The organism is Alkalihalobacillus sp. CinArs1 (genome assembly GCF_947387515.1).
In the GTDB taxonomy this organism is placed as follows: Bacteria; Bacillota; Bacilli; order Bacillales; family Guptibacillaceae; genus Guptibacillus.
The window spans coordinates 125049-138223 of record NZ_CANDOB010000001.1 but is presented as its reverse complement, the minus strand read 5'-3'; the positions used below and the strand labels follow the sequence as shown (position 1 = coordinate 138223).

Here is a 13175-nt window from a genome sequence, read left to right as displayed (position 1 = left end):
GTGTTTAGATTGGAAAAATATGATCTGATCGTAATAGGAGGAGGTTCAGGAGGGTTAACTGCTGCAGCAGGTGCCGCTAACATGGGCGCGAGTGTAGCGTTGATTGATGACCAGCCAGGACTTGGCGGAGATTGTTTGCATTTTGGATGCGTTCCTTCAAAAGCCTTTATTACTGCAGCAAAAGAGGTTCATGCTGTCTATAAAGGTGCTAAAGAATTTGGCTTAACAGTAAATGGAGAGGTTCGATTCCAACGCGCGATCGAACGCGTTCATGAAGCGATCGAAGAAATACAAGAAGTAGATAGCGATGAACGTTTTGAGGAACTAGGCGTAACAATCTATCGGGGAAAAGGATCTTTTGTCGATGAACATACTGTGTCGATCGATGGACAAACCTCCATTTCAGGTAAGCGGATCGTCATTTCAACAGGGTCCAGCCCGAACGTTCCTCCTCTTGAAGGAGTAGATAACGTCTCTTTCTTAACGAATGAATCCATCTTCAATTTAGATCACCTACCTGAGAGTATTGTATTTATAGGTGGGGGAGTCGTTGGTCTCGAACTTGCTCAATCATTAGCAAGGTTTGGATCGAATGTTACTGTTATCGAAACGTCAGATACTATCTTAAAAAAAGAAGATAGTGACATTATTCCAGTAGCTCGAGAGATTCTAGAAAAAGAACTGTCCTTTATCTATAATGCAGAGGTAACAGGAGTATTCACACGTGAAGGAAGAAAAGTTGTCACATATAAAGTTGATGGCAAAGAAGAAGAACTCGTCGTTCATGAGATTATGATGTCGACGGGACGAAAGCCTAATACCGACAAGTTAAACCTTGAAGCGGCTGGTGTGGAATCCAACAAAGGCTACATTACAGTAAATGAGCAGCTTCAAACATCGAAGTCTCATATTTATGCGATCGGTGACGTCAATGGAGCTTTTCCATTCACGCATGGAGCCGGAATGGAAGGGAAATTGATCGTACAAAATGCTGTGTTCGGTTTAAGAAGAAAAGTGAAGTATGATAATGTACCATGGGTGACGTACACTGATCCTGAAATCTTTCATCTTGGTTTAACTGAGAGCGAGGCAAGAGAAAAACACGGTGAGGATGTGCGTATATTTAAAGTTGATATTAGCGATGTCGACCGTTTTATTGCAGAACGTAAGAAAGACGGTCTAGTGAAGGTAATCACTGATTCGAAAGGGAAAGTGTTAGGGGCCCATGCCGTAGGCGAAGATGCTTCGAGCTGGATGCAGGAAATCGTGTTTGCAAAAGAACATGGACATAAGCTAGGAGATCTATCGACGGTTATACATCCGTACCCGACCAAAGGAGCAATTCTGAATCAAGCTTCAGATTTATATTGGCGTGAAAAACTCTTCGATGGTGTCATTCCAAAGGTTGCTGAAAAGTACATTAAGTGGGTTCGGTAAGAGAAAAGGATGATTTGATTGAAAAAGAAGTTATTATTGATCGGTGGAGGTCATGCTCACCTTTATGTGATAAAAAAACTACAAGAAGAAGCAATAGATGCCGAGGTATCAGTCATTTCACCGTCTGAGCACCAATATTATTCAGGAATGTTTTCAGGATTTATGGAGGGGTTATATGAATTCGAAAAGATTCGTATTCACATACCGACCCTCGCTAAAAAAGCAAATGTCACTTTTATTAAAGGCGCAGCATTGTCGATCGATGCAGAAGCGAAAGTGGTGCTGACTGAAAAGGGTGATATCGTTCCTTACGATGTGTTATCAATTGATATCGGATCCTACACGGGTGGGATCGATGTGCCTGGTGTAAGGCAACATGCGTTACGAATTAAACCTACTTATCGAATTGAAGAAGTAGTAAGTAAGTTGTGGGACGCAGATGAGCCGGTTGTTGTAGGTGGAGGTGCAGCAGGAATCGAAATGGCGCTCTCTTTACATGCAAAAAGACGTTCAGAAGATGCTCCAGTAACGTTAGTAACCCAATCTACGCTTTTAGCAGGAGAAACTGAAAAGGCAACGTCTAAGATTCAAGAGATTGCAAAGGAAAAAGGGTTAAGAGTATATGAACATGAAAAAGTATCGAACGTTACTTCCTCCCATGTTATCACTGCTGGAGGTAAGCAAATCGCTTATGATGAACTATTATGGTTGACGGGTCCTAAAGCGCCTGGCATTTTTCAAACGTCAAAATTGCCAGTTGATCCTCAAGGTTATTTGCTAGTCGAAGATACACTACAAGTAAGGGAATACCCTGCTATTTTTGCTGCGGGAGATTGCGCTTCAATAAAAGGGTTTCCGAAACTTCCAAAGTCAGGAGTCATCGCTGTTAGGCAGTCAAAAGTGCTTTGGGATAACATTAAATCCTTTATAAAAGGAGAAGACGGAACCCGTTTTCAACCGAAGCAAAGTTATCTCTCTATCCTTTCCACGGGAAACCGTGAAGGTCTATTATTATATAGTAACTTAAGTTTTCACCACCATCTTTCATGGAAGTTAAAAAATAAAATCGATCGGAAGTTTGTTGAAACTTACAAATAAACCGAAGCCTGCTTTCTTAGGTTCACTTCATCACAGGATGTGCAATTTCATGGCGTTCGCGTTTATAATAAAAGTGAAAGCTTAGTAGCTAAATTGAGGCTTGAACAATTTAGTTAAGCGATATATCTTAAGCCAAGCGTATTAAGTGAGTTTCGTGAGGTTAATTTTTGCCTTGCGATTGTGAGGAGAAAAGGAGTGAAAAGATGAATTTACATTTTACAGATAGAGCGATTGAAAGACTAGAAAAAGAACAAAACGGTTTTCTTAAATTGAACTATGATATTGAGGATTGTGGATGTGTCGTCAACGGTGTAACACAGCTAGTATTAGATTCAGAGGTTGGGGATTATGATCTAGAGCTAGAAACGAATTTCAGACCTGTTCTTGTGCAGAAACAATATAAGGTGTTTTTTGATGAAAACATGAAGCTGGACTATTTACCAAAATACCATTGTTTCATGCTTAAAAGCGACAATGAGATATTGAACCCAAGAATGCGATACATCAATCGTATTTCATAATTTAGGAGGCATGTAACGTGTCATTTTTTATGTATTTTCTTATGTTTTTTGTTGTTTATATGATTGTGAAAGGAATCTCAAATTTTATTAAAGAAAAGAAAATGGATCGGATTTCATTCATTGGAGGAATTATTTTAGCTTTAATCTATAGCACGATCCTTACGATTTTCAAAGGATAAAAGGAGCACAAAAAAGTGCTCCTTTTTAATTTACCAAAATCGTAATATGTTAGTTTAGTTCAGCAGACGCTTCTTTTTGATGGAGAGAGCGGTATGGTGTGTGAATGGAACGAGAGAGGTGCGGTTCGATTTCATCGATCGCTTTCATAAGTTTTTCTAAGTCGATACCAGTTTCGACCCCCATTCGTTCTAGCATATAAACGACACTCTCTGTTGCGACATTACCCGTTGCTCCTTTCGCAAAAGGACACCCGCCTAGCCCGCCTGCTGACGTGTCAAACCTTGATATGCCTGCAGTAAGGCAAGCGTAAATGTTTGCAAGCGCCATTCCTCTCGTATCATGAAAATGTGCTGTTAAAAGAGTGTTTGGAAATTCACTTTTTAGTGTATGAAAGAGGTTGTAGGACTCCTCTGGGGTTGCCATGCCAATCGTATCTGCTACACTAAGCTCGTCGACCCCTGCTTCAACGAATGTTCTACAAACACCTAACGTATCCTTTAAGGTCATCTTTCCCTCATACGGGCAGTAGAAAGCTGTTGAGATACAGGCTCGAACAAAGAAACCGTCACGCTTTAGTTCATCTACTAACGCAACCAATTCTTCTAATAATTGAATCGTCTCTTTGTTGCTGTTCTTTTTATTGAATGAATTACTTACACCTGCGAACAGCGCAACGGCTGAAACAGAAGTTTCTTTTACTCGTTCAATTCCTTTTCTATTTGGGGCAAGCACAAAATTTCTTGACTCATCTAGACATGAGTTGACAATTTCTTTTGCATCTTTCATTTGTGGAACCCATTTTGGGGAAACAAAAGAAGTAAGCTCCATCTCACGCACGCCCGAATCTTTCAATGCTTTTATGAATGATATTTTATTTTCTGTAGGAACGTAATTTGCTTCATTTTGAAGTCCATCTCTTGGACCTACTTCGATTATCGTAGCTTGATTTGGTATCATCAAGATCAGCCCCTTTATTTGTAAGCGTTATCTTTTTTATTAAAACAGAGCTTATAGACAGTTGCAAGGAAATCGTTAGAATAATGGGAATTCTTTTTGTTTGAAGGAGTTTTCTGATTAAATTAAGAATTATGTAGAAGAGAGTCACTTTAAGGAGGAAAATGACATGAATCAAGATGTAGTAATTGTAAGCGCTGTCAGAACGCCAATCGGATCTTTTAATGGTGCCCTAAAGAGTGTTTCAGCACCAGAGCTTGGGGCACTAGCGATTCAAGAATCGATACGACGAGCCGGCATAACGCCTGATCAAATACAAGAAGTCATCATGGGAAATGTACTTCAAGCAGGGCTAGGTCAAAATCCAGCTAGACAAGCAGCTATAAAAGCTGAGATTCCAGTCACTACTCCTGCGATGACAATTAATAAAGTGTGCGGCTCAGGCTTGAAAACTGTTCACCTTGGTGCGCAATCGATCATGCTTGGTGAACAGGACATCGTCGTTGCTGGTGGAATGGAAAACATGAGCCAGGCACCTTATCTCTTGAATGGAGCTAGGGACGGCTTAAGAATGGGTGATCAAAAGATGATCGACAGCATGGTTCATGATGGCCTATGGTGTGCGTTCAATGATTACCACATGGGTGTAACAGCAGAAAATTTATGTGACCATTACAACCTCAGCCGAGAAGAAATGGATGAATTCGCAGCTCAAAGTCAGCAAAAAGCACAGGCTGCAATTGAAGCAGGACGTTTTACAGACGAGATCATACCCGTTTCGATTCCAAAGCGAAAAGGTGATCCAGTAGTCTTTGATACAGATGAATATGTAAAACCGGGCACAACTGCTGAAAAGCTTGGGAAATTAAAACCAGCTTTTAGAAAAGACGGACGCGTAACAGCAGGTAATGCCTCAGGAATAAATGATGGAGCAGCAGCTGTTGTTTTGATGAGTCGTAAGAAAGCAGAAGAACTAGGTGTTGAATATCTGGCGATTATAAAAGCGAATGCGAGTGGTGGAGTAGACCCTAGTGTAATGGGACTTGGTCCTGTTCCTGCAACGAAGAAAGTTCTTGAGAAAGCAAATCTATCCATGAGCGATATGGACTTAGTAGAAGCAAACGAGGCATTTGCTGCACAGTCGCTCGCTGTCGGAAGAGATTTAGACTTTAATCGTGAGATTCTTAATGTAAATGGTGGTGCGATTGCACTTGGACACCCAATCGGAGCAAGTGGAACGAGGGTCTTCGTAACACTACTTCACGAAATGAAGCGAAGAAACAATCGCTATGGACTTGCTACCCTCTGTATTGGAGGCGGACAAGGAGTAGCGACAATTGTAGAACGACCGTAAAAATGAAGGAGGCATATTCGATATGAAACCGATACTTAACTCATTCGACGAAGCAGTGAAGGATATTCAAGATGGTGCAACGCTCTTAGTAGGTGGATTTGGTCTTGTTGGTATTCCTGAAAATTTAATTATGGCTATCCGAGACAAAGGTGTGAAAGATCTGACCGTCATATCAAACAATTGTGGTGTAGACGACTGGGGTCTTGGTCTTTTGTTGAAGAATAAGCAGATTAAGAAGATGGTAGGTTCCTACGTAGGTGAAAACAAAGAGTTTGAAAGGCAAGTTCTATCAGGTGAATTAGAAGTAGAATTGATTCCTCAAGGTACACTAGCTGAACGAATTCGTGCTGGAGGAGCCGGTATTCCAGCATTCTATACACCAGCAGGAGTAGGCACTCCGATTGCTGAAGGAAAAGAGGTAAGGAGTTTTGATGGAAAGGAATACTTGCTTGAACCTGCGATTAAAGCAGACTTTTCACTCGTTCGAGCTGCCAAAGCAGACTTGATGGGAAACCTTATCTACAACAAAACGGCTAGAAACTTTAACCCTATGATTGCAGCAGCAGGTGAAGTGACGATTGCAGAAGTTGAAGAGCTCGTTGAAAACGGAGCGCTTGAGCCTGATCAAATTCATACCCCTAGTATCTATGTTCAAAAAGTGATTGTTGGTGAACAAGAAAAGAGAATCGAAAGACTAACGACTAGGTAAGGAGGCTAACTATGACAAAAGTGGATAAAGCAGCAGTTAGAGAGAAAATTGCGAGACGTGCAGAAAAAGAAATCAGCGATGGCTTTTATGTGAATCTAGGAATCGGAATGCCAACGATGGTTGCGAACCATATCCCTGATGGCAAAAAGATCGTACTTCAATCCGAAAACGGTCTTCTAGGTATTGGACCTTATCCATCGGAAGGTGAAGTGGATCCAGACTTGATCAACGCTGGTAAGGAAACGGTAACAGCGATGCAAGGAGCAGCTTACTTTGATAGTGCTGAATCGTTCGCTATGATTCGTGGAGGTCATATAGATGTTGCAATTCTTGGAGGTATGGAAGTTTCGAAGAATGGTGACCTTGCGAATTGGATGATTCCAGGTAAGATGATTAAAGGTATGGGCGGTGCAATGGATTTAGTACATGGTGCTAAACGTATCGTCGTGATCATGGATCACGTTAATAAGAGCGGTGATCCGAAAATACTAAATGAATGTTCATTACCTTTAACTGGGAAAGGTGTGGTCAATCGAATCATCACAGACCGAGCTGTATTCGATGTAGCCGATGAAGGGTTGGTCCTCAGGGAAGTTGCTGAAGGATATACTGTTGATGAAATTAAAGCCTCTACTGAGCCAGAAATTATTGTGAAAGACGTCATAATGGACGCATATTAATAGAGAAACGCAGTCTCCGTGAGACTGCGTTTTTACTTACCGGTGCTTATCATAAGTATTGGCTGTTGAGATCGATCGTATCTCGTTAATCTCATTTTGGGTTAATTCAGGCGCATTTTGCGCTGTGAGGTTAGAAAGCAGCTGTTCGCTCTTACTTGCTCCAGGTATTGCAGTTGCTACTGCTGGGTGAGCAAGGGTATATCGTAAAGCAGTTTGCGTCATATTCCGTTCGTTTCCTTGCATATCGGATAGTTTTCTCGCTATTTCAAGTACGTCATCTTTAGAATGCGTTAGAAATCCGTCATCTTTTACTTTATGTTCGAATCGGTCTGTTAGCATGCCTTTAGCGAGTGGTCCTCTTGCAATCACACTGATGTTATTTTTGTGTAGCAAATCTAGTATTTCTTCTTCAGGGCGGCGATCAAGAATGCTGTACTGCATCATGACGGATGCAATAGATGAGCGATTAACATACTCTCGAATCACATTCGGGCGAATACTCGAGATTCCATATTCACGGATGAGACCTTCTTGTTTTAATTCTTCAAAAGCCTCGATCGTCTCATCAATCGGGTCGTCAATCGTACCACCATGCAGTTGGTAAAGATCGATATAGTCGGTCTTCAACCGTTTTAAACTTTGCTTACATGCATTTTTGATATGTTCTTTTGAAGGGTCCCAATACCAACCTTCTTTTCCTTCCTCCCAGTGATTTCCACCTTTTGTCGAGAGGATGACGGATTCTCTTCTGCCTTGAAGTGCTTCCCCAACAATTTCTTCGTTCAACCCAAAATCATAAAGATCGGCAGTATCAATAAAGTTAACGCCGTTATCAATCGCTTCACGAATGAGTGAGATCCCTTTTTCGCGATCCGTGCCGATAGACATCGTGCCGAATCCGATTTCACTCACTTGAAGGTTGGATTTGCCTAATTGATTCTTCTTCATCTTATACCTACCTCCCATTAAAATAACTACTACTAGTGTATCGTGACAAGAGCACTTAACGCTAATGATATGAGTGTCTTGTCACTTGTCAAATCGACTGGTATAGTTAATGGTTGAGGAGGCGTTTTGATGGGGAAAGAAGCTCTGTTAATAATCGATATGAGTAATGATTTTATTCACGACAAAGGGAATTTAACAGTAGGATTAAAGGGTCAAGAAATCGTACCTCATATCCTCTCGATTGCTAGCTCGTTTATAGCAGAAGGGAATGAAGTGATCATCTGTATGGACGCACATCATGAACAAGATTCACATTTTGATTTATGGCCCGTCCATAATGTTATAGGATCTTGGGGACAAGAATTGTATGGAGAGCTCCAAGACTGGTATGAGGAGCATCAAGACCATAGTTGTGTAGAGTATGTACCAAAGCCAGAATATGATGCTTTCTACAACACGAACCTCGAAGAGCTATTGCGGTCAAAAGGAGTAGAAACTGTTCATTTAACAGGTGTTTGTACAGACATATGTGATTTTCTTACCGCTTATGGCGCTTATGCAAGAGGCTTCAAAACCGTTGCACACAAACGTGCGATGGCCACATTCACAGATCATCATGACGTTTTTCTCGAACAGATGAAAACCATCTTTCATACAGAAATAAGGGATTGATAAACTCGTTAGACGCAATGGCTATTTATTTCAAACAACCACTAAAGAAGCTGCCCCATATCGGGCAGCTTTTTATTGAATCAATTTTAAATGTGATTTTGATTTTGATGGAGGTGCTTGGATCCACTCTTCAATCGTGTCGTAGTGTTTCATATAGTGCTTGATCATTAATTGGATCTGCTTCGGTTTCCCTACCATTGTAACTCCGTTAGATTGTATATAAATTTTCACTCGTTTACCCTCCTACTTGATCGATACATAATCATCTGATCTGCCCCTATTATCTGTCTGTTGTGATAGACTTTATGTATCGGATAGAAATCTTAGAACCAGGAGATGAGAGGACATGGATCATCTATATGAAAAGACCCTTCGTTCAGAAACACTCTATGAGGGTCGAATAATTAATTTAAGAGTTGAAGATGTAGAACTCCCGAACGGAAAGAAGAGTAAGCGAGAACTCATCGACCATCCTGGAGCTGTTGCAGTTATCGCAATAACGCCTGATAATAAAATTCTTGCTGTAAGGCAATATAGGAAGGCGCTAGGCAAATCGATCGTTGAAATTCCAGCAGGAAAATTAGAAGTTGGAGAAGAGCCTGAAATTACTGCTGTTAGAGAGCTTGAAGAAGAAACGGGCTATACATGTCAATCGTTAAAAGAAGTAATATCATTTTATACTTCCCCTGGATTTGCGAACGAATTAGTTCATCTTTATGTTGCAGAGGGGCTAGTGAAAAAGGGAGAACAGTCTGCCGATGAAGATGAGTTCCTTGATGTCCTTTATCTATCGTTAGATGAATTAGAAGAAATGGTCAACACAAAAGAAGTGCATGATGCAAAAACGGCTTATGCTTTGCTTTATTTGAAAATGAACCAAAGGTGACGTTGCGCTATGATTGATTGTTATGCAGATTTTCACATACATATTGGAAGAACTTCTTCTTATAAACCGGTGAAAATCACTGCATCTGACTCTCTAACACTTTCTTCGATCTTAGATGAAGCTTCAAATCGTAAAGGATTGGACATGATCGGTATAATTGATTGTCATGTTCCTGAAGTGATCGCTGATTTAGAAAATGAGGTCAGAGTAGGGAATGGTTATGAATTGGATGACGGTGGTATTAGGTTTGGAGATCTTACGTTAATTCTAGGTAGTGAGATCGAGATCTATGACGAAAATTGCAAAGGTCCTATTCACGTATTAGTTTATTTGCCTGATTTGATTACTATGAAACATTTTTCAGAGTGGTTGATAGGCCGGATGACTAATATTCATTTGAGCTCGCAACGAATTTATGAAGATGCACAAACGTTGCAGCGTAAAGTTAAAGAACTCGGCGGATTGTTTATCCCCGCTCATATTTTTACTCCTTTTAAAAGTTTGTTTGGTAGAGGCGTTTCATACTCGTTAAAAGAAGTGTTCGATATCAGTTTAATCGATGCTGTAGAATTGGGATTATCATCGAACACAATGATGGCAGATGAGATAGCAGAACTCCATGCTTTACCATTTCTTACGAATTCTGATGCCCATTCGACGCCAAAAATCGCACGAGAGTATCAGCAATTGAAGGTGAAAACTCCTAGTTTTCAGGAATGGAAGAAAGCATTAATGAACGTGGACGAGAGACACATTGTTAGAAACTATGGGTTAGACCCTGAACTAGGTAAGTATTTCGAAACAGTTTGTGCAAAGTGTGAAACAAGCGTTCACGGGAGAGAATGTCAAACCTGTAAGGGCACGAAATTGATCAAGGGTGTCTCGAATCGAATTAAAGAATTACGTTCTACAACTACTAAGCCCATGAGGCCAGAATATATCCATCATGTTCCTCTTGAATATATACCTGGTATCGGACCAAAGACGTTAAGTCGACTGTTAGATCATTTCGGAAATGAAATGAATATTTTACACCGAGCTAAGGAAAAGGAACTTGCGACAGTAGTGTCTTCTAAGATAGCGAGACTTATTAACCTTGCAAGAAACGGAGAACTCACGATCGAAAAAGGTGGGGGAGGAAAATACGGCAAAGTAAGAACAGAAGAGTGACAATCTAGCAACTGTCATACGCCTAGTATTCGATTCATAGACTTTACCAAGAGCAGTTTGGAGGGGGAGTTCTTATGAATCGGAGTCGACAGTTGAAGCAGATCATTTCGTCACATATTACTGACCATCTTTCGATTTATACATTCATCGCTGTGTTATTTCTCATGGGGATCGTTTTCGGGGCAGTCATTGTTAACAGCTTAAGTCTAACCCAAAAAGAAGACCTCGCTCTCTATTTAAGCCGATTTTTTGGACAAGTGTCAGAGGGACAGTTTGCGACTTCCTCAGAGATGTTTCAGCAAAGCTTTACACATTATGTGAAATATATCGGATTGATGTGGCTACTAGGATTGACAGTGATCGGTCTACCGATTATTTTAGTAATGTTGTTTTTAAAGGGGATCGTAGTCGGTTTCACAGTAGGCTTTCTAGTGAATCAAATGAGTTGGAAAGGTTTTTTATTGGCGTTTGTATCTGTTTTTCCTCAGAATGTATTGGCAGTTCCTGTATTTATCGTGATCGGAACAGCTTCTCTAACATTTTCTCTTCGACTTGTTAGACAGCTGTTCATGAAACGGAAAACAGAGTTGATCTTTCCCCCATTCATTCGGTTTTCTTTATTAGTTCTTGGTTCCCTGTGCGTGCTTTTTCTAGCATCATGGTTTGAAGCTTACTTATCCCCTTCATTAATTAAAGCTGTAGTTGATATTCAGTAATTATTATATAATAATGATTATAAAGTGCTATTGATAATTATTTTAGTTTGACACCTTTTTTTCTACTGCTTATAATGAAATTGGCATCGATCGAGGGAGGGAATAAGGGATATGGAAAGCAGAATCGATCGAATTAAGAAACAGCTTCATTCTCAAAGCTATAAGCTGACACCTCAACGTGAAGCAACCGTTAGAGTACTTCTTGAGAATGAGGAAGATCATTTGAGTGCTGAAGACGTTTACCTTCTCGTTAAAGAAAAGTCTCCAGAAATTGGACTGGCTACAGTATACAGAACGCTAGAGTTACTAGCGGAATTGAAAATCGTTGACAAAATTAATTTCGGTGATGGCGTATCCAGATTTGATCTAAGACAAGAAGGCGCTGCCCATTTTCATCATCACCTCGTATGTATTGAGTGTGGAGCAGTAGACGAAATACAAGAAGATCTACTTGGAGACGTAGAAGAAGTTGTCGAGAAAGATTGGAACTTTAAAATCAAAGATCATCGTTTAACATTTCATGGGATTTGCTACCGCTGTCAAAGCCAAGAACAAGCTGAGCAGCCTGAAGAGGAAACAGCGAATCGTTCCTAACAATTATAATGAACGCAAAAGAGCCCCTTATCAAACATGCTATGTATAAAAATCTCCTTATCTGGCATATCTTTTACTAGAGATGGAGGTGCATATGATGGTTAGGGGTCTATTGCTTGTTTTAGATACTATGAAGGTATTCTTGTTATTCACAGGCTGCACGCTGCTGTTTTACTTTGGAATTCTCTGGGTAAATCAAGAGTATCAAAATTACCACCGGTATGATGAGCCAGAGGGAAAGGCAGTCAAAGTGGTGCAGATGGAGTCAGTACCTCAGCAGATTTTCCTTGAGAGGCTCGGTTTGTTTTTCCAAACTGGTGAATAAGGGAGTTTTCGCTTATGGAGGACCAGGTACAGGATTTTTTACATTATTTAATCGTTGAGCGGAGCCTATCAAAAAATACTCTCGATGCTTATAGGCGAGATCTGGCTCAATATATAAAGCACTTAACAGAACAAGAATCACTTACTTCATTGCAGGATGTAAGGCGTGTGCACATCGTCAATTACTTATACGAATTAAAGGATAACGGTAGAGCCTCAACGACCATAGCGCGTAACATTGCTTCGATACGATCCTTTCATCAATTTCTCTTAAGAGAAAAAGAGACCGATCAAGATCCTTCCGTACATATTGAAACGCCGAAAGCTGAAAGAAAATTACCGAAAATCCTTTCTACATCAGAAGTCGAACAGCTGCTTGAAGCACCTGATCATTCAACTCCGTTCGGTAAACGGGACCGTGCGATGCTTGAAGTACTCTACGCTACAGGACTTCGTGTTTCTGAGTTAGTGGATTTAAACTTGGAGGATATCCACTTAACGATGGGATTTATACGCACGATAGGCAAAGGCAATAAGGAGAGGATCGTTCCTTTAGGTAAGATGGCACGTGATGCATTGCAGCTCTATTTAGATGAGGGAAGAAGTGCGCTATTAAAACGAAAAAAATCAGATGCGCTTTTCCTAAATCATCATGGTGAGAGACTTTCTAGGCAAGGATTCTGGAAAATCCTCAAAAAGCTTGCGCTGCATTCGAATATTGTAAAGCCTCTTACTCCGCATACACTAAGGCATTCTTTCGCTACACATCTACTTGAAAACGGAGCAGATTTAAGAGCGGTTCAGGAATTGTTAGGTCATGCTGATATTTCGACAACACAGATATACACACATGTAACGAAGGCCAGGTTGAAAGATATTTACTCAACATACCACCCAAGAGCTTAATTCGCTTTTCCAGAGATCAATCTGGT

General features: G+C 40.5%; 17 protein-coding genes. 14 read left to right on the top strand and 3 right to left on the bottom strand.

All coding sequences use genetic code 11. From position 1 onward, the window contains the following. Positions 1-9 precede the first annotated feature (9 nt). The 4 genes from PFZ69_RS00820 (at position 10) to PFZ69_RS00805 (ending at position 3235) form a co-directional block, all read left to right on the top strand. Positions 10-1437 (top strand): dihydrolipoyl dehydrogenase family protein, encoded by a 1428-nt coding sequence (locus tag PFZ69_RS00820; RefSeq protein WP_270179146.1) that lies wholly within the window; start codon positions 10-12, stop codon positions 1435-1437. An 18-nt stretch (positions 1438-1455) separates the two neighbouring features. Next, positions 1456-2535, top strand: coding sequence for an FAD-dependent oxidoreductase (locus PFZ69_RS00815; protein WP_270179145.1), 1080 nt, complete (start codon positions 1456-1458; stop codon positions 2533-2535). 203 nt (positions 2536-2738) lie between these two features. Further along, the gene (locus PFZ69_RS00810) at positions 2739-3056 is read left to right on the top strand and encodes an iron-sulfur cluster biosynthesis family protein (RefSeq protein ID WP_270179144.1); all 318 of its coding nucleotides are present in this window, start codon (positions 2739-2741) and stop codon (positions 3054-3056) included. Between the two features lie 17 nt (positions 3057-3073). Continuing rightward, entirely contained in the window at positions 3074-3235 is a 162-nt protein-coding gene (locus tag PFZ69_RS00805) for a hypothetical protein (RefSeq protein WP_270179143.1), read from the top strand. Positions 3236-3284: 49 nt separating this feature from the next. Here the strand turns inward: PFZ69_RS00805 and PFZ69_RS00800 are convergent, their stop codons facing one another. Then, entirely contained in the window at positions 3285-4202 is a 918-nt protein-coding gene (locus PFZ69_RS00800; protein ID WP_442865117.1) for a hydroxymethylglutaryl-CoA lyase, read from the bottom strand. Between the two features lie 157 nt (positions 4203-4359). On the opposite strand from PFZ69_RS00800, the gene PFZ69_RS00795 reads away from it, so the two are divergent. Genes PFZ69_RS00795 through PFZ69_RS00785 form a run of 3 tightly spaced genes read left to right on the top strand, consistent with a single transcriptional unit; the run spans position 4360 to position 6933 of the window. Further along, a complete protein-coding gene (locus tag PFZ69_RS00795; RefSeq protein ID WP_270179141.1) occupies positions 4360-5544 on the top strand; it encodes an acetyl-CoA C-acetyltransferase in 1185 nt (394 codons plus the stop codon). Between the two features lie 22 nt (positions 5545-5566). Beyond that, entirely contained in the window at positions 5567-6253 is a 687-nt protein-coding gene (locus PFZ69_RS00790) for a CoA transferase subunit A (RefSeq protein WP_270179140.1), read from the top strand. Between the two features lie 11 nt (positions 6254-6264). Continuing rightward, positions 6265-6933: a CoA transferase subunit B gene (locus PFZ69_RS00785; protein ID WP_270179139.1), complete on the top strand. Its 669-nt coding sequence runs from the start codon at positions 6265-6267 to the stop codon at positions 6931-6933. A 36-nt stretch (positions 6934-6969) separates the two neighbouring features. Here the strand turns inward: PFZ69_RS00785 and PFZ69_RS00780 are convergent, their stop codons facing one another. Continuing rightward, positions 6970-7881: an aldo/keto reductase gene (locus PFZ69_RS00780; protein ID WP_270179138.1), complete on the bottom strand. Its 912-nt coding sequence runs from the start codon at positions 7879-7881 to the stop codon at positions 6970-6972. Positions 7882-8010: 129 nt separating this feature from the next. On the opposite strand from PFZ69_RS00780, the gene PFZ69_RS00775 reads away from it, so the two are divergent. Beyond that, the gene (locus tag PFZ69_RS00775; protein WP_270179137.1) at positions 8011-8553 is read left to right on the top strand and encodes a cysteine hydrolase family protein; all 543 of its coding nucleotides are present in this window, start codon (positions 8011-8013) and stop codon (positions 8551-8553) included. A 72-nt stretch (positions 8554-8625) separates the two neighbouring features. On the opposite strand, the gene mciZ is transcribed toward PFZ69_RS00775, so the two are convergent. Further along, a complete protein-coding gene (mciZ, locus tag PFZ69_RS00770; RefSeq protein ID WP_270179136.1) occupies positions 8626-8784 on the bottom strand; it encodes a Z-ring formation inhibitor MciZ in 159 nt (52 codons plus the stop codon). Between the two features lie 115 nt (positions 8785-8899). On the opposite strand from mciZ, the gene PFZ69_RS00765 reads away from it, so the two are divergent. The 6 genes from PFZ69_RS00765 (at position 8900) to xerD (ending at position 13149) form a co-directional block, all read left to right on the top strand. After that, on the top strand, positions 8900-9439 hold the full coding sequence (locus PFZ69_RS00765) for an NUDIX hydrolase (RefSeq protein WP_270179135.1): 540 nt from the start codon (positions 8900-8902) through the stop codon (positions 9437-9439). Between the two features lie 9 nt (positions 9440-9448). Further along, positions 9449-10609 carry an endonuclease Q family protein gene (locus PFZ69_RS00760; protein WP_270179134.1) on the top strand — a complete coding sequence of 387 codons (1161 nt, stop codon included), beginning with the start codon at positions 9449-9451 and terminating at the stop codon, positions 10607-10609. Positions 10610-10683: 74 nt separating this feature from the next. After that, entirely contained in the window at positions 10684-11325 is a 642-nt protein-coding gene (gene spoIIM / locus PFZ69_RS00755) for a stage II sporulation protein M (RefSeq protein WP_270179133.1), read from the top strand. 111 nt (positions 11326-11436) lie between these two features. Next, positions 11437-11919, top strand: a complete 483-nt coding sequence (gene fur / locus PFZ69_RS00750) for a ferric iron uptake transcriptional regulator (protein ID WP_270179132.1) — start codon at positions 11437-11439, stop codon at positions 11917-11919. 97 nt (positions 11920-12016) lie between these two features. Further along, positions 12017-12244: a YqzK family protein gene (locus tag PFZ69_RS00745; RefSeq protein WP_270180579.1), complete on the top strand. Its 228-nt coding sequence runs from the start codon at positions 12017-12019 to the stop codon at positions 12242-12244. A gap of 14 nt (positions 12245-12258) precedes the next feature. Further along, entirely contained in the window at positions 12259-13149 is an 891-nt protein-coding gene (gene xerD, locus PFZ69_RS00740) for a site-specific tyrosine recombinase XerD (RefSeq protein ID WP_270179131.1), read from the top strand. Positions 13150-13175 lie beyond the last annotated feature (26 nt).